This is a genomic window from Arthrobacter sp. T572 (assembly GCF_056780115.1).
In genome coordinates, this window is sequence record NZ_JBRAZQ010000002.1 from 3,518,073 (window position 1) to 3,539,063 (window position 20,991).

The 20,991-nt window shown below is 63.4% G+C and carries 26 protein-coding genes; 4 read left to right on the plus strand and 22 right to left on the minus strand.

Annotated elements, in window-relative coordinates; translation table 11 throughout:
- Window positions 1-12 precede the first annotated feature (12 nt).
- The 4 genes from ACUYMZ_RS17475 to ACUYMZ_RS17490 all read right to left on the minus strand — a co-directional run bounded on the left by ACUYMZ_RS17475 (window position 13) and on the right by ACUYMZ_RS17490 (window position 1,701).
- A complete protein-coding gene (locus tag ACUYMZ_RS17475) occupies window positions 13-498 on the minus strand; it encodes an SRPBCC family protein (RefSeq protein ID WP_481604848.1) in 486 nt (161 codons plus the stop codon).
- Window positions 499-613: 115 nt separating this feature from the next.
- Entirely contained in the window at window positions 614-1,003 is a 390-nt protein-coding gene (locus ACUYMZ_RS17480) for a hypothetical protein (protein ID WP_442423780.1), read from the minus strand.
- A gap of 143 nt (window positions 1,004-1,146) precedes the next feature.
- Window positions 1,147-1,350, minus strand: coding sequence for a hypothetical protein (locus tag ACUYMZ_RS17485; protein WP_426004117.1), 204 nt, complete (start codon window positions 1,348-1,350; stop codon window positions 1,147-1,149).
- A gap of 90 nt (window positions 1,351-1,440) precedes the next feature.
- Window positions 1,441-1,701 (minus strand): hypothetical protein, encoded by a 261-nt coding sequence (locus ACUYMZ_RS17490; RefSeq protein ID WP_426004119.1) that lies wholly within the window; start codon window positions 1,699-1,701, stop codon window positions 1,441-1,443.
- Window positions 1,702-2,138: 437 nt separating this feature from the next.
- On the opposite strand from ACUYMZ_RS17490, the gene ACUYMZ_RS17495 reads away from it, so the two are divergent.
- Entirely contained in the window at window positions 2,139-2,726 is a 588-nt protein-coding gene (locus ACUYMZ_RS17495) for a dTMP kinase (RefSeq protein ID WP_481604854.1), read from the plus strand.
- A gap of 22 nt (window positions 2,727-2,748) precedes the next feature.
- Here ACUYMZ_RS17495 and ACUYMZ_RS17500 read toward each other — a convergent pair whose 3' ends face one another.
- Window positions 2,749-3,303, minus strand: coding sequence for a hypothetical protein (locus ACUYMZ_RS17500; protein WP_481604856.1), 555 nt, complete (start codon window positions 3,301-3,303; stop codon window positions 2,749-2,751).
- A gap of 96 nt (window positions 3,304-3,399) precedes the next feature.
- The gene (locus ACUYMZ_RS17505) at window positions 3,400-4,128 is read right to left on the minus strand and encodes an NUDIX hydrolase (RefSeq protein ID WP_481604858.1); all 729 of its coding nucleotides are present in this window, start codon (window positions 4,126-4,128) and stop codon (window positions 3,400-3,402) included.
- Window positions 4,129-4,231: 103 nt separating this feature from the next.
- Between ACUYMZ_RS17505 and ACUYMZ_RS17510 the strand changes: the two genes are divergently transcribed.
- The 3 genes from ACUYMZ_RS17510 (at window position 4,232) to ggt (ending at window position 8,220) form a co-directional block, all read left to right on the plus strand.
- Window positions 4,232-5,305 carry an SPFH domain-containing protein gene (locus ACUYMZ_RS17510; protein WP_481604861.1) on the plus strand — a complete coding sequence of 358 codons (1,074 nt, stop codon included), beginning with the start codon at window positions 4,232-4,234 and terminating at the stop codon, window positions 5,303-5,305.
- Complete coding sequence (locus ACUYMZ_RS17515) at window positions 5,305-6,246, plus strand: diacylglycerol kinase catalytic domain-containing protein (RefSeq protein WP_481604863.1); 942 nt, start codon at window positions 5,305-5,307, stop codon at window positions 6,244-6,246. Before ACUYMZ_RS17510 ends, ACUYMZ_RS17515 begins: the two co-directional genes overlap by 1 nt.
- Window positions 6,247-6,378: 132 nt before the next feature.
- Window positions 6,379-8,220, plus strand: a complete 1,842-nt coding sequence (gene ggt, locus ACUYMZ_RS17520) for a gamma-glutamyltransferase (RefSeq protein ID WP_426004127.1) — start codon at window positions 6,379-6,381, stop codon at window positions 8,218-8,220.
- Window positions 8,221-8,226: 6 nt separating this feature from the next.
- On the opposite strand, the gene ACUYMZ_RS17525 is transcribed toward ggt, so the two are convergent.
- The 16 genes from ACUYMZ_RS17525 to ACUYMZ_RS17600 all read right to left on the minus strand — a co-directional run bounded on the left by ACUYMZ_RS17525 (window position 8,227) and on the right by ACUYMZ_RS17600 (window position 20,786).
- Complete coding sequence (locus ACUYMZ_RS17525) at window positions 8,227-8,826, minus strand: NUDIX hydrolase (protein WP_481604865.1); 600 nt, start codon at window positions 8,824-8,826, stop codon at window positions 8,227-8,229.
- The gene (locus tag ACUYMZ_RS17530; RefSeq protein ID WP_481604867.1) at window positions 8,826-9,014 is read right to left on the minus strand and encodes a hypothetical protein; all 189 of its coding nucleotides are present in this window, start codon (window positions 9,012-9,014) and stop codon (window positions 8,826-8,828) included. The genes ACUYMZ_RS17525 and ACUYMZ_RS17530 overlap by 1 nt, the downstream gene beginning before the upstream one ends.
- Window positions 9,015-9,040: 26 nt before the next feature.
- The gene (locus ACUYMZ_RS17535; protein WP_481604869.1) at window positions 9,041-9,739 is read right to left on the minus strand and encodes a hypothetical protein; all 699 of its coding nucleotides are present in this window, start codon (window positions 9,737-9,739) and stop codon (window positions 9,041-9,043) included.
- Complete coding sequence (locus tag ACUYMZ_RS17540; protein ID WP_481604871.1) at window positions 9,740-10,492, minus strand: hypothetical protein; 753 nt, start codon at window positions 10,490-10,492, stop codon at window positions 9,740-9,742. It abuts the gene before it with no gap.
- Entirely contained in the window at window positions 10,486-11,196 is a 711-nt protein-coding gene (locus ACUYMZ_RS17545) for an ATP-binding cassette domain-containing protein (RefSeq protein WP_426004133.1), read from the minus strand. Before ACUYMZ_RS17545 ends, ACUYMZ_RS17540 begins: the two co-directional genes overlap by 7 nt.
- Window positions 11,193-12,860: a daptide biosynthesis intramembrane metalloprotease gene (mpaP, locus tag ACUYMZ_RS17550; RefSeq protein WP_481604873.1), complete on the minus strand. Its 1,668-nt coding sequence runs from the start codon at window positions 12,858-12,860 to the stop codon at window positions 11,193-11,195. The genes ACUYMZ_RS17545 and mpaP overlap by 4 nt, the downstream gene beginning before the upstream one ends.
- A 14-nt stretch (window positions 12,861-12,874) precedes the next feature.
- Window positions 12,875-14,086 (minus strand): YcaO-like family protein, encoded by a 1,212-nt coding sequence (locus tag ACUYMZ_RS17555; RefSeq protein ID WP_481604876.1) that lies wholly within the window; start codon window positions 14,084-14,086, stop codon window positions 12,875-12,877.
- Window positions 14,083-14,901, minus strand: coding sequence for a daptide-type RiPP biosynthesis methyltransferase (gene mpaM, locus ACUYMZ_RS17560; RefSeq protein WP_481604878.1), 819 nt, complete (start codon window positions 14,899-14,901; stop codon window positions 14,083-14,085). The genes ACUYMZ_RS17555 and mpaM overlap by 4 nt, the downstream gene beginning before the upstream one ends.
- 74 nt (window positions 14,902-14,975) lie before the next feature.
- Entirely contained in the window at window positions 14,976-15,101 is a 126-nt protein-coding gene (locus ACUYMZ_RS17565; protein WP_426004139.1) for a daptide-type RiPP, read from the minus strand.
- Window positions 15,102-15,144: 43 nt separating this feature from the next.
- Window positions 15,145-15,285 (minus strand): daptide-type RiPP, encoded by a 141-nt coding sequence (locus tag ACUYMZ_RS17570; RefSeq protein WP_426004141.1) that lies wholly within the window; start codon window positions 15,283-15,285, stop codon window positions 15,145-15,147.
- A gap of 40 nt (window positions 15,286-15,325) precedes the next feature.
- On the minus strand, window positions 15,326-15,469 hold the full coding sequence (locus ACUYMZ_RS17575; protein ID WP_426004142.1) for a daptide-type RiPP: 144 nt from the start codon (window positions 15,467-15,469) through the stop codon (window positions 15,326-15,328).
- A gap of 4 nt (window positions 15,470-15,473) precedes the next feature.
- Window positions 15,474-16,733, minus strand: coding sequence for a daptide-type RiPP biosynthesis dehydogenase (gene mpaC, locus ACUYMZ_RS17580; protein ID WP_481604881.1), 1,260 nt, complete (start codon window positions 16,731-16,733; stop codon window positions 15,474-15,476).
- Window positions 16,730-18,007: a daptide-type RiPP biosynthesis aminotransferase gene (gene mpaD / locus ACUYMZ_RS17585; protein WP_481604882.1), complete on the minus strand. Its 1,278-nt coding sequence runs from the start codon at window positions 18,005-18,007 to the stop codon at window positions 16,730-16,732. The genes mpaC and mpaD overlap by 4 nt, the downstream gene beginning before the upstream one ends.
- Window positions 18,007-19,029, minus strand: a complete 1,023-nt coding sequence (gene mpaB, locus ACUYMZ_RS17590) for a daptide biosynthesis RiPP recognition protein (protein WP_481604884.1) — start codon at window positions 19,027-19,029, stop codon at window positions 18,007-18,009. The genes mpaD and mpaB overlap by 1 nt, the downstream gene beginning before the upstream one ends.
- Before the next feature lie 241 nt (window positions 19,030-19,270).
- Complete coding sequence (locus tag ACUYMZ_RS17595) at window positions 19,271-19,777, minus strand: hypothetical protein (protein WP_481604886.1); 507 nt, start codon at window positions 19,775-19,777, stop codon at window positions 19,271-19,273.
- A gap of 736 nt (window positions 19,778-20,513) precedes the next feature.
- Window positions 20,514-20,786: a DNA gyrase subunit A gene (locus ACUYMZ_RS17600; RefSeq protein WP_481604891.1), complete on the minus strand. Its 273-nt coding sequence runs from the start codon at window positions 20,784-20,786 to the stop codon at window positions 20,514-20,516.
- Window positions 20,787-20,991: the final 205 nt, after the last annotated feature.

Genomic DNA, 20,991 nt, shown 5'->3' on the forward strand with positions numbered 1-20,991 from the left:
CCGGAGAAGCGGTTAAACCAATGGTCCTCCTGCTTCATCAACATCGCCACCGCTGACGGTGCCGCGCCAGGCACCTGTTTCATGCCCCTGGGCTTCGATGAATTTCTTGAACTTGTCCAGGTCGGCACCAACGCGCAGGCTGTCGGCGCCTACCGCCGACCCGGCCTTCTCCGCCAGGGAATCGGGTTCCCATTCGATCTCCACGTTGACCCTCGTCCGGCCGGCATCCAGTGGCTCAAAGCTCACTGTTCCCGCATTGCGCGGGCCGTCCACGCTGGCCCAGCTCACCAGGGAATCCGGCACCTGCTCGATGATCTGCGCGTTGTACTCGCGCTTGACGCCGCCCACGTTGGTGGAGAAATGCAGGGCGGTGTCATCAATCTGCTGGACTGCCTCTACCCCGTTCATGAACTCCGGGAACGTCTCGAACTGTGTCCACTGGTTGTAGGCCACGGATACGGGGACATCTACGTCGACTGACTTATTGACGGTAGCCATAGGTGGTGCTCCTTCAATGTTTCATGGTGTCGGTGGGTTGGACTGCCGGTGGCGCGCCAGCCGGCTGGCTGCATAACCGCAGGCGCGCCGGTCTTGGGCGCGTCAGCGCGGTTGCTCAGCCGGCGTCGAAGCTTTCGCCGTCGTCGTCCTTGGGGGACTCCTCCGGGGGAAGGTCATTGCCGCTTCCGTCGGGAATGTCCGACGCCGTTTCCGAACCTGATTCGTCCGGGATCGTGGATTGTTCCGTGTGGTACTGCTCATCCGTGCCGCCAAAACGGCCGGCGCCGGGCTCCCCCGCACTGTCGGAATCTTCCGGATCCAGGTGGCTCAGGTTGGGCGCGCCGGTGGCGTAGGTTTCGCCGTCGGGGCTGTCCTGGCTCAGGCCTGCCTCGCTGAGGTCTTCTTCCACCCGCGGCTGGGCTTGGCCTCCGCCGGCTTCCTGCTCCGCAGTGGGGGTACCGTAGCCGCCCACTTCTTCTTCCGGTGTGGCGTTCTGCTTGTCCATGCGACCTGTCCTTTCCAAAGCGGTGGAACTGTTTATGAACTCCTCGAACCTATAAGGTCAGTAGCCTTACTGTCCATGATCGGACGTAATTAATCAGCAAACTTAGTAATCTGCCGGGTAAGGCACTACGATGTACACCGGCCCTAAGAAGGCTGGGGAACTTCACAGCCGCCCTGCGGGTCCAGCCCCGTGTAATTCAACGGGCCCGCCACAATATTCAGCGCGATCGTAGCGAACTGCGAGCACTGGGCAGGCGGGGCGTTGTAATAGCCGCGCTGGCCTGCCGCAATTGCACCAATCACCAGCCACACAACAACGATCAGCCCGATAATTGAACCGATACGCATTTTTACCTCTCAAATAACGGATGTACTGCCGGGGAAAAGCCCGGAGAACCGGAATGCGGCCGCACAGTTCCCTGCACGGCCGCACCCTGGTCAATCCGTTGGATTGGTTTCGGTGGTCAAACCGCGGTCATCCGCAGTTTGCCCATCCTTTTCTTCAGCCGGTCCCGCCGGATTTGCCGATTGATTCTCTCCGGCATCCGTGGCGTCCTCGGGGCCACCCCCGGAATCATCCACCGGAACCTGCTCATCCTGCTCCGGAGCCCCCAAATCCCGTGGGATCGGGTGTCCCGGAGTGGTGATTCCGTCGTGCACCTGGCTAAAGCCGGCAACTTCGGTTGGATCAGTGGTCATACGCGCGACCGGCCCCTGCCAAGCACCCAACCAATGAGAGCCAGAACAAGCAGGATAATTCCTACCCACAGCAGGAAGCTCAAGGCTTGGTTAAATCCGCCAACAAGGAGCAAGATGATCGCGATGACACCGGCAATCACTAAAAGAGTGTTCATGTAGCTACGCATCCCTTCAAACAAATTTGTCCAGTTAGGAAGGCGTCCGCTGGGACTCCAATAGGAGATCCACCCCATATCAACGGGCACCGAACGGAGAAAATGATCTCCTTGTTCCGTACTTACCCCTAAGACCGCCGGCTCAAACAAATCCGGCTTACCAAAGTACGTGCACAGCATCATGATAGGCGGACGTCACCACACGGCACAGTAGTGATCCCGGCCATATTTCGGCACAAGTTCGCGCCGTTCGGCGTTGTACGGAAGACGAAGGGAGGCCACATGCTCATTGTTCTGTTAGGCATAGACGGGTCCGGAAAAACGACGGCGGCCAACGCCCTCACCACGACGCTGGAGAAGAGCGGCACCAAGGCGTTGCTGCTCAGCAACCATGCCGCCCGGCGCCGGCTATCCCTCCTCAGCGCCCGCTTTGGCTGGCACCTGCCTCCCCGCCTGGTCGACGCCATTGAGACCACTGTCCGGATCTTCAACGTCGTGGTGTCGCATGCCCGCGCCCGCTTCTTCAAAGGGACCGTGGTGATGGACCGCCACCTGCATTGCCAACTGGCCCTCCGCCAGGCCAACGGACTGGGGCGCGGCCGCTTCCTGCCGTGGTTGCTGGCCGCACTTCCCGCGCCGGACCTCATCGTCCATTTCGACGTCGACCCCCGGGTGGCGCAGGAACGCGTCACCCGGCGTGGCACTGACCGGGAGACACTGTCCGATCTGCAGGCCTTCCGCGCGGCCTACCGCTCGCTTCCCGAATTCCCGGACTTCGTTGAGGTGGATGCCAACGGCTCGGCCGAGGAAACGCTGGAACGGCTCAGGGATGCAGTGGCCCTCGCTCCGGCCAGCACCGCAAGGTCTTAGGCCCGGACCTTGGCCCGGGGCCTCAGCCGGGAGGCAGGACTCCACCGGCCTCGGATGCCAGGGAGTACAAGTACTCCCTCAAGGGCACCTCCGCCGTATATTCGGGCCGCCACAAAGGCAGGATCATCAATTCACCGGTCCGGTCCAACGTGATGGGAAATGCACCCTGTTCGCTGGTGGGCCGGATCTCGCCCACTTGCTTCAAATATCTGGCCTCCAGGCTGGAGGAGCTAACAGGAACCAACCGGGACCCCCTGGCGGCCACCTCCAGTGGCTGGAACAGCGCGAGCCGGCCCGAGCCGTCCATGGCCACCTCCGCGAAGGCCGTACCGCCGTCGTCATCCGCTCCGGCGATGTGTCCCAGGACGTAAACGCCGGGCCACGGAGCCGAGGAGCGGGAATCCACCACCGGAAGGGATCTGCGGCCGTCCTCCCGCAGCATGGCAACCACGCCACCGACGATTTCAGCCAGCTTGGGAACCACCATGGATTGGGGCTGGGTTATCAACGGCAAGGCTCCGGTCTGGGGCGTACTGCGGTGCATCGCCGTGCCGAGAAAGTCACCGAACCTGCCCATGAATGCCTCCAGAGAGGGCCCCGCTGCTGAAGCCCTCAGAATAGAGTGCAGCCACGAGCCGGAAGCTGTCCAGAGCCTATTGGGCGAAGGCCGCGTTTAGTCCCGTGGCCGCATCAGCGGCGGGTTGAGGATCGCACGGGTGGGTTGACCCGCCGTCGGGCGTGCTTCCGGGGTGAGGCGAAACAGCGCTGCCGGCCGTCCCGCGTCGCCCGCGGTCATGCGGCCTGTGTCCTCCAGGAAGCCGGGCGTTCCGGTGGCTTTTCGATGGAAGTTGCGGGGATCAAGCCGCGTTCCCCATACAGCCTCATACACGGACCGGAGTTGGGCTATGGTGAACTCTTCCCCGCAGAATGCTGCGCCCAATGGTGAGTACTCGAGCTTGGCCTTGGCCCGTTCCAGCGCATCCTGCAGAATCCGCGCGTGGTCGAAGGCGAGACTCACCTCACCGTCCATGATCGCCCTCACCGGATACCACGCTGCCTTCTCGGCGTCGCTGCCCGCAGCCAGTACGGGGAAGTCCGGAGCGAGCAGCAGGTGGGCCACCGTCAGGATCTCACCCCGGGGATCGCGACCCTTGGGCCCGTAGCTCCCCAATTGCTCCAGGTGGCCGGGAAGGCGTTCGACGCCGGTCTCCTCGGCGAGCTCCCGCGTCGCCGCCTCGAGCAGGTCCTCACCCGGAAGGACGAACCCGCCAGGGAGGGCCAGTTGGCCCCGGAAGGGCTCGATGAGGCGCGTGATCAGCAGGACGTTCAAGCTGCCCTCACGGACAGTCAGGGCAACGACATCCACAGTCACTGGGAAGCGGGCAGGGGCATTCGAAGGCATGCAGCAATCGTAGGCAATTATCGTCAAGTTGACAATAAAGACGACTGTTGCCTAAGTTGTAGTTATCGTCAAAGTGACGAGAACAAACGAGAAGGAGCACACCATGGCAACCATCAAGCGCTACCCCGGGATCAACCACTTCCTCGGCAGCCCCACCGGCTACGTAGTCCACCTGCAGAAAGGGCAGGTCCGGCACCAGGGCGTCGGCCAGGCCTTCTGGTTCCGCCAAGCCGACTCCGTCCTCAGTGAAGTTCCCGTGGACGACCAGGAATTGCCCACCCTGTTCCACGCCATCACCCGCGACCACCAGGACGTCAGCGTGCAGGCCAACGTGACGTACCGCTTCGTCGACCCCGTGGCTGTATCGAACCGACTCGACTTCGGGCTCCACCCTGCAGGTGAACCGGCGGCAACCGGGCGCAAACAGGTGTCAACCATCATCGGCCAGCTCTGCCAGAGCCACGCGATCGACCAGATCGCCACCACCACGCTGGCCGAAGCCCTGGAACGGGGAGTTTCCCAACTCCGCCTGCTCCTGACCGAGGCCTTGCGGGCCGATGCGAGGCTGCAGTCCACCGGCATCGACATCCTCGGCGTTCAGGTACTCGCGGTCCGGCCCGAATCCGACGTCGAACGGGCCCTCCAAACACCCGTTCGCGAACAGCTGCAGGCCGAAGCCGACCGGGCCGTGTACGAAAGGCGCGCAGTCGCCGTCGAACGTGAACGGACCATCTCCGAGAATGAGATGGCAAGCCAGATCGAACTGGCATCCCGGCGCGAACGGCTGGTGGCGCAGGAAGGTGCCAACGCCCGCAGGGCTGCGGAGGAAAAGGCCGCCGCTGGCTTGATCGAGGCCCAAGGGTCCGCTGAGCGAACCGGTATCAGCGCCGCAGCGGAAGCCAACCAGATCCGGCTGGTAGGAGAAGCCGCCGCCGCCCGCGAGGCTGCCACCATGCAGGTCTACCGCGACATGGACCAGGCAACGCTGCTGGCACTGGCGATCCGGGACGCCGCCGGCTCGCTTCCCAACATCGGCAACCTCACCATCACCCCCGACCTGCTCACAGGCGCACTGGCCGGGCTGTTCAAAGACACCGCTGCACCCGTCACCGAATATCCCACTGCACCTGTCACCAATTATCCCGCTGTAACCGTCACCAACTATGAGGACCGATAATGGCAAACCCCCGGATCGTCTTCGTCCATCGACGCACCGAACTCCAGGAACTCCTGGACCGGCACGCCACCCGCGGACAGGCAGAATTCTTCCTCCGGACCCGGGGGCGCAATCTGCAGGACGTCCAGGACCGGCACGACAAACTCACCGCAGCCCTGGCCGCCATGCGCGCCTCGATCCCGGCGGAGTGGCGGCAGGCCGACGTCGAACGTGCCGACCTGAGCCGCTTCCTCCTTGCCGACGACGACATCGTCGCCGTGGTGGGACAGGACGGGTTGGTGGCCAACGTCGCCAAGTACCTCAACGGCCAGCCGGTGCTCGGCATCGACCCCGAACCCGGCACCAACCCCGGTGTCCTGGTGAACCACTCTCCAGCCCAGGCGGCAGCCCTCCTGGCCGCCGCCGATTCGGCGGGCCTCCCCTGCCAGGACCTCACCACCGTGACGGCAACGCTCGACGACGGCCAGCAGCTTTCGGCGCTCAATGAAGTGTTCGTCGGCCACGCCTCGCACCAGTCGGCGAGGTACCAATTAACGGCGCCTCGCGCTGACGGGAAGCCTGCAAGCGAACGCCAATCGTCCTCCGGGCTCATTGTTTCCACCGGGACAGGAGCCACCGGATGGTGCGCCTCGATCGCCCTGGAACGGGGAGGCCGGACGCTGCCGGCTCCAACAGACCCCCGATTGGCCTGGTTCGTGCGGGAAGCGTGGCCCTCCCCCGTCACGGGAGCTTCGTTGACGGAAGGTGCCCTTTTAGCCGGCGAGTCTATGCGGATCACCGTGGCGTCGGACCAGTTGGTGGTGTTCGGCGACGGCATGGAAGAAGACCGGCTCACGGCATCCTTGGGGCAGGAGATCACCGTTGAGCTGGGCCGGACACCGCTCCGGCTGGTGGCCAAGCGGGGGGCGGTCCTGAGGCACTCTGGCAAGCTGCCTCGATAGCTAACCTAACTAACCGCGTTCCGCTCTTGGCCCACCTCGCCGCACCTGTCAACCGTTGAACCTCAAAAACCCCCGCGATAGGGTGACCGGACCGTCCACCCGCACCTTCGTCTGGAAATCCTGGGAGAAACCATGACACAAGTGAGACGTCGACTGGCTGCTGTCACAGCAGCCTTGGCCCTAAGCGTGACGAGCGGAGCGGTAGCCAGCCCGGCTTTCGCCGATCCGCGCCAAACAGACAAGAACCCAACAGCTACCGGCTACGGCGGCGCAGTGAGCACCGTGGACCCCGAGGCGTCCGCCGCCGCAATAGAAGTCCTGCGGAAAGGCGGCAACGCAGCCGACGCGGCCGTCGCAGCAGCCGCCACCCTGGGTGTGACAGAACCGTACAGCGCCGGCATTGGCGGCGGCGGGTACTTTGTGTTCTACGACGCCAAGACCCAGCAAGTGGGGACAATCGACGGACGTGAAACAGCACCGGCAGGCATGCCCGAGGACGCCTTCATCGATCCGGAAACGGGTAAGCCCTACCCGTTCACCCCGGATCTGGTCACCAGCGGCGTCTCCGTCGGCGTCCCCGGAACGCCTGCCACGTGGGAACGAGCCCTTGAGCGTTGGGGCACCCTCAGCCTGGGCGAGGCATTGAAGCCTGCCATCAAGGTGGCCAACCGGGGTTTTGTGGTGGACCAGACCTTCCGCCAGCAGACGTTGGACAACAAGCTGCGCTTTGACACTTTCACCTCCACCCAGGACCTGTTCCTGCCCGGCGGTGACGCTCCCGCCGTCGGAAGCGTCTTCAAGAACCCCGAACTCGCCGAAACGTACCGGCTGCTCGCCAAGGACGGCACTGCCGCTTTCTACGGCGGGGCATTGGCCCAGGAGATCGCGGCCACGGTTCAGGCTCCGCCCACATCCGGTGACACCGACCTGCCTGTACCGGTGGGTTTCATGACAACGGACGACCTCGCGAACTACAAGGCACTCGATCAAGACCCCACACACGTCGAGTACCGCGGGTATGACGTCTATGGAATGGCACCCTCCAGCAGCGGTGGAACCACCGTGGGTGAGGCCCTGAACATCCTGGAGCCCTTCGACCTTGCCGGCATGGAGACCACTGACGCACTCCACCACTACCTGGAGGCGAGCGCGTTGGCGTTCGCGGATCGTGGAGCCTACGTGGGCGATCCCAAGTTTGTGGATGTTCCCACTGCGGCGCTGCTTGACGATGTCTTTGGCAAGGAACGTGCGTGCAGGATTGATCCGGCTGCAGCGGCTACCAAGCCGGTGGCTCCCGGCGACGTCACGGATTACGACGGCGCGTGCCCGCCTTCCGATGCACCGCTCGCCGAGGAGACGGACACCGAGAACATCTCCACCACGAACCTGACGGTCGCCGACCGCTGGGGCAACGTCGTGGAGTACACGCTGACGATTGAGCAAACAGGCGGATCAGGCATTGTAGTTCCGGGCCGCGGCTTCCTGCTGAACAACGAGCTCACTGACTTCACCACGGTGTACAACCCGGACGACCCCAACAGGATTCAGCCCAACAAACGTCCCCGGTCGTCCATGTCGCCCACCATCATCCTGAAGGATCAGAAGCCGTTCCTGGCGCTTGGATCGCCCGGCGGGTCAACCATCATCACCACGGTGCTGCAGACCATCCTCAACCGGGTGGACCTGGGCATGAGTGTCTCCGAGGCGTTGGCAGCTCCGCGGGCGGCGCAAAGGAACACCCTCAATGTCACGGCAGAGCCTGCCTTCATTGAGGCATATGACGATGGGTTATCCACCCTTGGCCACACGCTGGTTCCGGCCGGTGATGCCTTCACGTCGGCGGCAGAGATCGGGGCGGCGACAGCGATCGAGTTCGGTGAGGACGGCCTGTTGACAGCTGCCGCTGAGCCGGAGCGACGCGGCGGCGGCTCAGCGATGGTTGTGTCCGAGGGGAAAGGCCCCAAACAGAGATAGACCTAGCTAGAAAGTGAGCAGTCCGCGGACAGTAGTCCGCAGACCGGCCAGCACAGGATTGGCGGGCTCGCTTGCCGCGAAGGACATCAGTCCCCGGCAAGCGGGCCCGGCGTCTGTCAGCTCTCCGCTCAAAAGGAAAGGGAGCAGATCCGAGCTGGGCAGCAGGTGCACCCTTCCAGCTTCTGACGGGTCCCAGGAAGGCTCACGGACCAGTCGCGCCTCGGCACCTATCACGATGTGTTTGCGCCTGGCGGCGTTGGCGGCCCACCATTCCGATCCGCAATCACTGACGGCCGCGGCTTCGTAGCCCGTTTCCTCCATGAGTTCGCGTTTGGCTGCTGCGGCAGGAGTTTCATCCCGGTTCAGGTATCCACCGGGAAGCTCCATCAATTGCCGGGATGGCCCTACCCTGAACTGCTCAAACAGGACCACGTGAGTGCCGCCCTCCGTGAACGCGATCATCGCTGCGGAGTCGGCACCACTGATGATGTCCCAATCGGAGATGGTCCCGGTGTTTTCCATGTAGGTGTCACGAGTAATGGTGACAAACCCTTTGTACGCCACGCTGGACCACAGCTTTTGCCAAGAATCGATGGTCGAACTCATTACCCGCTCCTGTCTGATCGCCGTTCAAGCAGGAATCGTGCAAACATCACCACTGCGCCAATGACTGCAATGACCCCCGAGACAGTAGACCACCACGCGGGGTTGTTGGCATTGCTCATGAAGATGGACACGCCGTACGTGCCGAGGACCAGGGCCAGCAGCAGCCAGACCAGGGGTGTGCGGTTCATGATGGACTCCTTCATTGGGTTGTGGTTCAAGCCAGGTCGCGTTTGGTGAAGACGCCGAGGGCTGCGGCGCCGACGGCGGCTAACCAGCCGAGCGAGGTCAGCAGAGACCACGACGCCGGCTGGCTGAGGATCGCCCGATCCGCCCAGTCCGCTGCTGCCAAGGGAAAGACGAACTGACCGGCCTCCTGCATCAGCTGAGCAGCAAGCCCCGGGAGCACCAAGGTCAGGGGAACAAGGAAGAGACTCACTTGGTGGTTCCTCACCAGCGAACCAATCGAGTATCCCCATGCGGCACCCATGCACCCCGTGGCGGCGAACACACCTGGAGCATGGATCCCGGTTGTTCCGGACACCAAGGCACCAAGGGCCGCACAAAGTTCTGCCGTGGCAACTCCCAAGGCGGAAGCCGCAACCATGGTGGATCCTGCCCTTGCTGCGAACGCCGGGGTCCGCTGGAACAAGAGAACCCGCAGATGGAGCGATCCTGTCCTGAAGGCCAAGGTGAACGCGAAAGAACCCAGCAGCGCGGAGCCTGTGAGGACCAGGGAAAGGGCAGACTTCAACAGCACTGCCTCGGTTCCGAGGGACGACGGCCCGGATTCAAAGTAGGCGAGGGTATACAAGGTTCCGGCGAGCGCACCCACCAGTAACGAACCCACGGCCGCGTGACGCCATAAGGAGGGACGGACCAGATCCGTGATGAAGGCTGCTGACAAGTTGCCCACTCAGAATTCCGTGCCTTCGAGCACTTTGGCCGCGGCGAACCCGCTGGCTGCCAGCCATCCCGAGGACACAGCAAAGGCGGGGACCGGGCCGAGGAGCCCGCTAATAGGCAATGACGCCACACCTGCCAAGGCTCCGGACGGAAGCCATCGCGCTGCTTCCGGGAAGCTCAAGAGCAACGGCAACTCGACAGCCAGCGGAAGGAGCATGGTGACGATCGTCGTTGCGTAGTAATGCCGGATGATCCAGCCCAGTGAGCAGCCCCACAAGGATGCCATGGCCCCGGCGAGGACGACTCCTGGCAGGAAGCGCCACGATTCAGGGGACAGGAGTTCGGCGTGGGCCGCGGCGGGTACGGCGAACGCGACGCTCGCACCCCACAAAGCAATACCGGTCAGCATGATGCCGCTGCCTATGGCCAACGCGGCAGCGTACTTGGCAACCGCCACGGCAACCAGTCCGGACACCAGGACGGTACGCCGCAAAGTGCCGTAGTAGGACTCCCGGGACACCACATAGCTCCCGGCAAAGGCAGCTACTACGGCGATGCTTGCCGCCAAACCCCAGAAAGCCTGGATGTGGTAACCCGGCGGCACGGCTTCGGAGTTGCCAGGCCAGCCGGCGAAATTGGCGATGAACCACGGCACCAGGGCCGCGAACGCCAGCACACCGAGCACCGAGTAGCCGCTCATGTACCGCAGGAGTTCGGACCGGACCACGTCCATGATCGTTCCCCGCACGTCGTCCTTCACCATGAGTCCTCGAGGATGCGGAAGTACGCAGTTTCCAGGCTGCCCCCACCGATCGCTTTGGCCTGCGCCAAGGATCCTTGGAACATGGTTCGGCGCTTCAGCACCACCACGCTGTCCGCCACGTGTTCCAGTTCAAGTAATTGGTGGCTGGAAACAAGTGCGCTCCCACCCGCTGCGGCGAAGCCCCTGAGAAACTGGCGCAGCCACTGGATGCCTTCCGGATCCAGCCCGTTTGCGGGCTCGTCGAGGACCAAAAGCTTTGGATCGCCGATGATTGCGGATCCAATGCCCAGACGTTGACGCATTCCCAGGGAATAGTCCTTGACCTTCCTGTCGGCGTGCTCGGCGAGGCCCACTTGCTCCAGGACCCGCTCCACATTGTCCCTGCCCACGCCTGCGGCCACTTGGCAGATCTGGAGGTGTCTGCGACCGCTCAGGCCAGGCTCCATATCCATGCAATCGAGGTTCACTCCCACTTTGGTGGCCGGTCTCCGCAGTCCCCGGTACCCGGTCCCGAAAACTGTGGCACTTCCGGAGGTCGCGGCCACCAGGCCAGTCAACCCTGCGAGCGCCGTGCTCTTGCCGGCACCGTTGGGGCCGATCAGTCCTACAACACTGCCTGCGGGCACCTCGAAGGACAGGTCGTCCACCACCAATTGGTCTCCGCGTTTCTTGCTGAAGTGTGCAAATTTGGCGTAGACAGTCATGGGGCACCTTTCGTGGGGTCGGTTCCGGACACGGACGAGCCCGGCCACAACGGCGACCCGGTGATGGCGTTCCAAAGCCACTCCCCCAGGCTCACGCTTGTGCCGCCGCTGATCACGGCGCGTCCGGACGCAGGGGTGGAGGATGCGAAGGCGTGCATCTCGCCTGGGTAGGCAAGCACCGGCACCAGGGCGCCCGGGAAAGTCACCGGCCCTACCGTCTCCACTGGTGCGTTGATGTTCGACGGCGGCTGGTCACCAACGCTGGCCCTGGCCACTTCGAGGTTGATCACCATGCCCTGCGTTTGCAGGATCACCTCGTCCCCGGCGGAGATGGAGTGTGTCCCGGACACCGTTGGCATGACAATACGAAGATCGCCGTCGCTGTAGGTGTAGCCGGCAACAGTGGTGGGCCTGACGGGAACTGCTGCGAGAAGGGCAGCAACGCACAGCACGCCAGCCACCACAACTACTGCACGCCTCCAGAAAGGACTTCCCTGCCTGGCCGCGGAGCCGAAGAAGGCAAGGACAATCTTGAGGACCACTACGAGGAGCAGGCAAGAACCAGCGGCCACAACCACGTGTCCCACCAGCCCAAGCTGCAGGAAGACGGGCACCAGCCGTTGGAAGCCAACCAAGGTGAAGGCTGCGCCCGACACAAAGCCCGCCAGGCCAAACCACGGCAGCCACCCCTGATGGTGATTGCTTCGGGGTGCACCCAGCAGCCAATAGCCGACGACGCCGGCCAATGCATCCAGGGCTTTCCTGCGCAGGTGCGGCACATCCAGCCATGACATCAGTGCCACATAGCCGTCCAACTTGATGAAGGGGAACAGGTTGAGGACCGCCACCGCGAAGCAGATCACCCCGTACAGCAGGACAGCATCGCCAAGCGGGGAGGCCGGGAGGAATAGATGCGTTGCCAGGGCCAGGCTACCCAAGGCAGCGTGGACCACCGGACCGGCCAAGGCGATCACGACGCGTTGCTTGCGGGATCCCAAGCGCCAACCGTCCGTCACGTCGCAGAAGAATGCCGGAGACAGGTAGAACAGCATGATGCCGATGCGTCTGGGCGTGCCTCCGAAGTACGTTAGGGCCATTCCGTGGCCCAGTTCGTGCAGCAGGGTGGAGGCGAACATGGCCGCAACCACAAAAACATAAGCTTCCATGGGCAACGGTGTGGACAAAACCCGGACGATATCTTCGCTGGCCGTGACAAGGCCGAGGAGGCCTGCCACCAGAACGATCGCAAGGGCGGCCGCTGTTTCCCGGCGTACCAGGACCGCCAACGCCGGGCGCAAGGCCTGGAGCAGGGGCGCCGGGTTGAACAGCGTGAGTTGGACAGTCAAGGGTGCCCGGAACTGCACGCGACGGACCTCTGCACGGTGCGGACCGGCGTCGAAGATTCCGGTGTGGGCCAACCGGCCCACCACGTTTTCCACGTCCTCCGCAGTCCATTGGCTCCCGAGAGCAGCTGCTACCTGCCCGGGCAGCAGGGTGCCGTCAACGGTCCGCAGCACCGCGGCCACGTCAGCCGAAACGCGGGCCTTTGGCACCTGATTCAGGGCAACTATCCACGGACCACCCGCGTCGAGGGGTTGATCGATGGACGCCACGGAATTGAGCCGCACCGGCCATTCAAGCGGCTGAGCTGCGGACCGGGACATATTGTTACGCAAGCTCATATCAGCGGGTGCGGGGTCGTATGGCCGGAGGATTCCCACCCGGCCCTCCGGTTATCCGGGATGGAAAGCCCCTTGGTTTCGTCCATTGTCAACTGCAGGGCACCCGGGCAGACCACTTTGCCGCTGACCCAACCCAACTCCCGGATCCGTACCGGAAGGCGGTGCGTGAGATCAACCCAGTGTGAGCCGACGCCGCGCGATGCCAGGTGCCGGACCAGGGCGGCTGCATCAGGAACGGGCTTGCCTGCGGGGATTCCGGACTCTGCAAAGGAACCAACCCAGTTTTGAAGTCGCTGAACAGCGCCAGGGGTTGACCAGTAGGCAGCGCGCGAATCGTCGTCAGTGACCTGCAGGGCGGCGCTGCTCGCGTGCGGTGTCCGGGCCAGGAAAAGCTCACGGATCTGCAGGCCTTCCTGGAGCGCCCCGAGCAACGCCGTCAGCGGGTCGGCAGACGTTTTTAGCCCAACCGCGCCAAATCCCGGCCCGCTGCCATCACAAATGATGCAGACAGCCGTGTGCAGTGGGGAGCCGTCTTCCGGGACAAACGCGAGACACGGATCTATGCCGGCGGTCTTGGCTGATTCGAGAAGCTGGGTCAGGCCGCGGCAGTCCGGTAGGCCCTTCAGACGGGCAGTGTCTATTTGATGGAGCGGACTTCCCTTGTACCAAGCGGCCAGGAAACCGTCCCGTTCCAGGACCTCGGCCAGGGCAGCAGCTTGGGCAAAGGTTGCCGTTGGACCGGACGCTGCCCCATTGGGAGAGGGATCAAAGAAGGCATCCCACGGTTCGCCAGGCTGTTGGGGACCGTAGTCCACCACCGGAGCCGGAACTTGTGATTCGGCACCGGTTTGCAGGTTGCGTGCGCGGTACCAGGGGAAGTCGTAGGCCAGTGCGGAGGCCCGTCCCAGCCCCGCCGAGACAAAGTCGATGCGGCGGTCCTCGTCCGTTGACACGGCCAGGACATCCCGATCGCCCTCAACGCGGACCAACGCGAAGCGCTCCACGGCTTCTCCGGCGGCACGGATCATGGAGGCACGTCGACGAAGGTCGAAGGCCCCCACCGCGGATGAGTACCCCGTGCCGGCGGCGGCGGTGTTGGACAGATAGCCCACGGTCCGCCAAAGGCCCACGTCATTGGGCAGGTGAACGCTTGCCTCGGAAAGCAGGCCCGACGCCGGGTCAAGCGTGGTGACGGCATCAATGCTCATGGGCCACACACCCAGAGTTCAACGTCGTTCAGTTCCGGACTGGGCGTAGCCAACCGGACAGGCCGGCGCTCAAGGATCTCCAGCCCGGCCGCCGTGATCTCGGACTCGATCAGGTGATTGCTGACAAAGGCGACCTCACTGGTGTAGGCGGAGGACCGGTACGTGCCGCCCTCGTTGAAGCTGACGTGGATCATGGTCACGTGCCTGGCGCCGTTTACGGAATCGCGGCTTTCCGCGGTGATCAGGAAGGCGTCGTCCCCAAGAGCGGAAACTGTTGTGCCGCCGTCGTAGGTTCCCGACGTTTGGTGGCTGTCAGCATTCAGGACGGTCAGCAGGAAGCGACCGTCGGCGGCCAGGGAACCGCGGACCCGGCGGAAGAGGTTCCGGCGTCCTTCCGGGTCAAGGAGCGTGATGGAACTGGCACCGAGGACAACGCAACCGTAACCGCCGTCGGGCTCCAGCGTGGACATGTCCGCCTCCACCAGTTCAACCGGGACGCTGCGGGGGTTGAACTCCTTGGTCCTGACTTTGCAAGCGAGCATCGCCAGCATCTCAGGTGAGGAGTCGACGGCCGTCAGGGGGCGTCCCAAAGCCAGCAGGGCACGGGTGATCCGGCCGGACCCGGCGGCAAGCTCAAGGATGGGCCCGTTGGTGCTGCGGGCTGCCGCCAGGATTTCGGGAAGCTCGGTGAGGTCGTCGGCAGTGATCAGATCGTAGAGGCGCGATCCTGATGCACTGTAAAGATCCTCGGGCGGATCAACGTGACCCAGGACGCGCAGAATGGCGTCTGCGGTTTTGTCTGGTGTCGGTTTCATCGACTTGTCTCCTCCGGAAGTGGCCATTGAAAGGTGCGCGCGGGCGGGACCAGAACCTCCCGCCCGCGCACGGGTCAGGTCGCGGCGATTCCGACGACGATGCCGGCGATGATGATCACGTCACCGACGCGGATGTACCACGGTGTGTCATCAGGGGTATCGAGATTTTCCACTTCCTCGATGGACAGTTGGAGCGTCATTGCTGCCTCCTTTCAGGGTGTTGTTCAGGGGGACATGGTTGGCCTAGGTGATGCTGACGGCGATAATGCCGATTGCTACACCCTGGGTGACGCCGACGAACCAGTTGGTGAAGTCCGGAGTATCCATGGATTCGATCTCCTGGACGGAGATATTGAGCTGCTTGTGCATGTGGTGCTGTTTCACCTCCTTCCTTGGGCCGGGGCTGGATGTAGTGGACCCGCCATCAGGTGATGGTGACGGCGATCGTCACCAAGGCGAGCCCGCAGGAGATTCCCTTGATCCGTTCGTCCCAGTCATCGGGTACATCCATGGCTTCAAGTTCCTGGATATGCAGGTCCAGGGTCTTCGGTGCAGTAAGGCTGCTCATGTAGTCACCTCCTTTCCCTTGCCGTCGGTGTAGTGGCATGTGGCAAGTTCGATGCGGCCCGCTGTTCTCTGCTGGCCGGGTCCACTCCCGCCGGGTCCTCTCCCGCCGGATCCTCTCCCGGCTGGAGGACCTGCAGGACCTGCGCTGCAGTGAGTCCGCGAAGCATGGGCAGGACGCCGCCCCAGTTCCTGATCGAGGAGCTGGCGGCTTCCTGCGCGGTACCGTGCGCGACGACAGTGGGTTGGTTTAGTCCCCATCTGCGCATCAGTTCGGCGATTCCCAGCGCAGGATTCGGCGGCAGGCTGGAGTCTGTCCCGGTCACGGCTGACCAGAGCGCGGCCAGTCTGCGGGCGTCGCCCCAAGCCGCTGCCCCGCGGGTGATCTCTTCCCAAATCGCGGGGATGATGGCGGCGGTGGCACTCATTTTCCGGATTCCTGCGTGATAGGCGAGCTCGTTGGCGACGTACCAATGCTTGGCGCCGTAAGGGTCCCGGCCTGCCAAGGACCATCCGGTGTGTGTTTCCTGGCTGAGCCGCGCGGCCGACAGTCTCAACCCCGGAGAATCCTCCTGTGTGAGGCGTTGCCCCAAGGCAACGATCCGGCACAGCAGCAGGTGGGCGTCGTCGTCGAAAATGCTGGCGCTGCTGCCCGCAACAGTTCCGGCCACGCGCAGGAAAGCTTCCAGCAACCCCTCCAGGAGCAGGTGCCGCGGCAAGTCCGCCAGATGCGCTGCGTCCAGGACCGCGGCATCGGCAGCCAAGTGCCGTGAGGCCAGGAGCCGGCGCCCGACGGCGGTGTCCAGGCACGCTACTGCGCTGACTTCCGCTCCGGTCCCTATGGTGGACGGCATGAGGACAGTCCGTGGGCGCTCATGGGGTGCAGCCATCGCCGGCACCACCATCAGGCCGGACCTCCTGGCATGGCGCTCCACGTATACAGCCAGGCTGGGGTCGGCGGAGAACAGCGCCCCCAGCTTCACGGCATCCATGACCGAACCGCCGCCCAGGCCTACCACGGTCCGCAGTCCCTTGGCCCGGACAAACGCAGTGACCTCACGGACCTTTTCCGTATCGACGGGCCCGGCAGGGAGTTCCAGAATTGGTGCTCCTCTCAGGTCGCCTGCCAGCAGCCGGTCGCGTTGCCCGCCGAGCGCAGGATCAAGCACCAAACCGGTGCGCCCGCGCGTCAGGGCATGCAGATACTTCGGTGACATTCCGGCGTCGAGAATGACGCTGCGGGTCCGCCACGTTTTGTCGGCGATCATCCGAAAACTCCATCCCGACGTGCGTCCTGGAGGCCCGTGAAGATTGCCTCTTTGAGCTCGGCGAAGTTGTCGGGCGTATAGACGAGGGCAGGAAGGAGTTGGATCCGGCCGGGGCCGGGTTGGACCAAGGCACCCGTGTGATGGATGCGCCTCACCACGGCAAGCACTGCGTTCGACGCCAACGGAACACCATTGCTGCTCAACAGTTGGATGCCCCTCATGCAGCCACGGCCGGACGTGTTTCCCACGCCTGGAATAGCCGTCAGTGATTCGATGAGCTCGTCCAGCCCTTGCGAAACCTCCACATTGAGCCGCTCGTGGTCGAGCCTTTTCATTTCATCGATGGTTGCCAGGATGGCCGCGCACGCAGCAGGAGTTCCGGCTTGTGTTTCACCTTGGACGAAGATGGCCTCGCTGGAGTCGAACGCGGCGGTGACGCGTGTTCCTATCAGCAGGGCAGCGCAGGCGGAAGTCCCGTTGGTCAGACCCTTCGAGGTGATAATTACGTCCGGGCCTTCGGCCCATTCATCGGACACGAACCAGGACTTCACGCGGCCGAATCCCGTGGCAACCTCGTCCGCGACGATCAGGAAGCCATGGTCTTTTCGGTAGCCCAGCAGTTGGCTGACGAATTCTTGCGGGAGTGCGTCCGCTCCGGAGCCGAGGACCGGTTCCACAACCACGGCAGCTATCCGGTGCCCTTCCCGCCGCATCAGCGCGGCAAGCCCTTCGCCGCCGTCGTCCGCACTGACGTGCCGGATATTTCGGGTATCCACCCCGTACACTGCTTGCCCCAGGTCATCGCCGCCCAGCGCATGGCTTCCGTAGGTGAGGCCGTGGTAGCTGCGCTCCAAGCCGACGATCAGCTTTTTCTCCGGATGTCCCGCCAAGGCCGCATACTGCCGCGCCAGTTTCATGACGGCGTCGTTGGCGGCACCGCCGGACGTGGAGAACAGCACACGCTGGAACGGGTGGGCAGGCAAGGACAACAAGGCGTCCGCTGCCTGGATTGCTTTGCCGTGGGCCGACCGGAAAAGGGGAAGGTACGACGCCGTCTCCAACTCCGCTGCCATGGCCGCAGCGATCCGCTGGTTGCCGTAGCCGAGGTTGGCGTTCCACAGACCGCTCTTGGCGCAGATGCGTCGGCGGCCGTCCGCGAAGGTCACGTGGACGCCTTGGGCCGCGGTTGCCGTGTAACTCTCCGCCACGAAGTCGTGTTGGGGAATCAGCGGCACCCACAGTGGCAGCATTGTGCGGGGTGACTGGCCGGTCATCACCGGACTCCGAGGATGTCGATGCCCAACTGGTCGAACTGCGCCACCACGGCGCGTACCGAGCTTTCCGCTTGCGCGGCGGGAACGCCCAGTGCCGGGGCGGCCAGTATCGCGGCGGTGTTGAAGTCCTGGAGGTTGGACACTGCCTCCACGATGGTTGCCGCATCCTTGCCGATCTTAAACAGTCGGCCTGTCTTAGGATCCAACAACGCGTGTTCACCGCCGCGGTGCAGGATAAACGGGGCGTCAGGCGAGGCCGTACTGCTGCTGTCCAGTGCGCCGTAGAGGCTGAGCCCGAAGCCCACCAGCTGGGTTGCTGCCCTTTCTTCCCGGGGAATGAACTTCCAAGCGTCCAAAGCTGCCAGATACCGGGGTAGCCAAGGCCTTTCCCGGAGCAGGCGGCGGATGTCACCCGGTTCGGACACCGCAGCCACGGAGGACTCCGGGTGGAGGGCCAGGGACCGGAGGCGCAGGTCATGAAGGGGGTCGCCCACTTGGCCGATCCTGGTTCCGTAGGGTCCGTTAAGGATCCGTCCGTCCCCGGTGATGTGGAGCCGGGGCATCACCAGGCTGTGGGTGGCCAGTCCGCTGAGCAAAGCACGTTCTGCCAGCACTGCGTTGACTTCAGTCAGTTGCTGGATGAAATGCCCAGAGCTGCGGGCGGCATCGGCGTCATCGAAGAATGCCTGCCAGTCTTCCAGGGTGGTCATGCGCACCACCGTGACGCCCACCAGATTGATGAACGGGATGGCCACATAGTCCTGGATTTCCAGGCTCAACGACCCGTCAATCAGGAGTTCTTCGCCAGTCTCAGCGAACGCGCCTGACACCGGAACTATGGTGTGGTCGCCGGCATCGCCGCCCAGTACAAGGACTGTCGCATCCCGGTCCGCAAGCTTCTTGGCATATGGTGCGTGGTCCGGATTCTCCACGAAAATTGCGGGCCCTTGGATCCGTCCGGGAATCCCGGTGATCCACTGGTCCACTGCCGCAGCTGTGGCCTGCTGCTGAGTCAACGTCATCTATCCGACCCCCAATAGTCGCTCCACTACGGCCCCGAGGGTGCTCAGGGCCCGTTCCTGTGAAGGAGACTATGGATGCGGTGATGGGCATGGGTGTGAAAGTGGACACTGCGCAAGCCCAAAGAGGGAAATTAGGTGGTCGAAACACCAAAACTAGGTGGTGGGAGAGCCTCCCTAGGTGGTGATGCAGCTTGGGTCTAGGTGGTGCTGGGTGCGGGGCTTCCGGGCCCTCCTGGAGGGCCTAATGGCCGAACATCTCCAGGCATCCGCCGTCCATGATTCCGCCGCCGGCCTGGACGGTGACGTCACCTTGATCCGGAACGAAGCCGTACAGGCAGCCTCCGCTTGGCAGCGTCACCCCGAACCTCACGCCTGTGCCGCCGTCGTCCGTTTGAACCTCTTTTAAATGCAGGCGGTTGAATGCGGCAGTGACGGTGTCCGCCGTGGCGGGCCGCGGGAGTTTCTGCAGTGCCTCGACGGCGGGGGCAATGTGCTGGTTCAGTTCCGCTTGCACGTCCGGACTGAGCTTTCCGCGTTGGCGGTAGGTCTCGTTGGCGGCCATGGCGGCGTCTCCGTCGTAGGGGACACAGTTGGTGGGTTGGGGTTCGGTGCCGGCGCTTGGGCACGCGGCGGTTGGAGTCGGTGCGCCGCTGTGCGTTGAGGCGGCTGGAACGCCGCAGGCGCTGAGGGCAAGAAGTACGACGGCGGCAGTCGCCATAGTTCGCGGTGCTGGCTTGGTTTTCCCCATGCGTTGGACGATACCGTCTGAGCACCTAGATAAGTTTCAGCACCACCCATTTTTCGACGCCACAGCACCTAGTACCGCTGTCATTGGCCCGTGCATTTGGGTCCCTACCACCTAGTGCTGATGATTTGGGATAAGGCTGGGACCTCGGGGACGTCGAGGGATTGGATGTGGGAGATGAAGGTTTTGTTCCTGGTCACGGCAGGGTTCCATGTGTTGGCCGCGTGCTTGTCGTTTTCCAACAATCCGACTCTCTGCGCCCTGAGTGCGGTGGCGGCCGTGGCATCCCTGGTGGGTTGGTTCCGAACCAGAAGGCGTGAGATGTCAGCCCGCGCCGAGACGGCCTCGTTGCGCTGAGGAACTGGAAATGTGGCACCTGAAGTCAGCGAGGGGCTATCGGCTGGGACGTTCCGTCGCTTCCGGAGTCGGGCTGGCGTTGTTCACGATGGTTGGTTGGCCTTGGCTGCTGTTGGTGTTCGTTGGCCTGATGGCGTTCCTAGCCGGGCTCGCCATGTACTACAGACAGTTCGTGCACGGTACCGGCCAAGACGCCAGTGCCGGAAAGGGAAGCGCCCTGGCAGTCATACCCTGTCTTTTTCCGGTTACTCTGCTCGTTCGAGGCTCGGAACCCGCCGCGTGGGCCGGGGTACTGCTGGGCTTGGTCGGCTGCCTGGTTACTTATGTGTGCTTGAAAAGGGCGGGCTACTAGGTCTGTTTAGCGCCGGGCACGGACCTCAAGTCAGTCCCCTTCGCCCAATACGGATCTAAGTTCTGCCGCACGGAAGGCGCTCCTTTGACGCTGGTCGCGGGTGAATCTCCGGGCCTGCACATCTAGGACCGCCCGGCTGGCAACCGTCTCGACTCCCAGAAGTTGAGCAACGCGAGGAGTGGCCTCATTGACGTCTTCTGAATCCTCAATTGTTTGGAAAACCTCGTCGCGTCGATCTATCGCCTGCATCAGGGCCTCGAGAATAACCAGTTCTTCCCTCGTCTGCCGCTCAAACTGGTCCATGCCGTGATTCTTGCACGAAAAACAGCAACCTCCACCGCAGAGCTGGCCAACCGGAGACAAACGGTGCGACATCTGTCCGCAATTGTGCAAAGCCGCTTTCAACGCGTTGTCATCATGTCGATGTTGAAGCTGTACTCAAGCATTGGACACACAACACTAGCGGCCACGAAAGCGCTCCCATCTCCGAACGATGTCCGAGCGACAT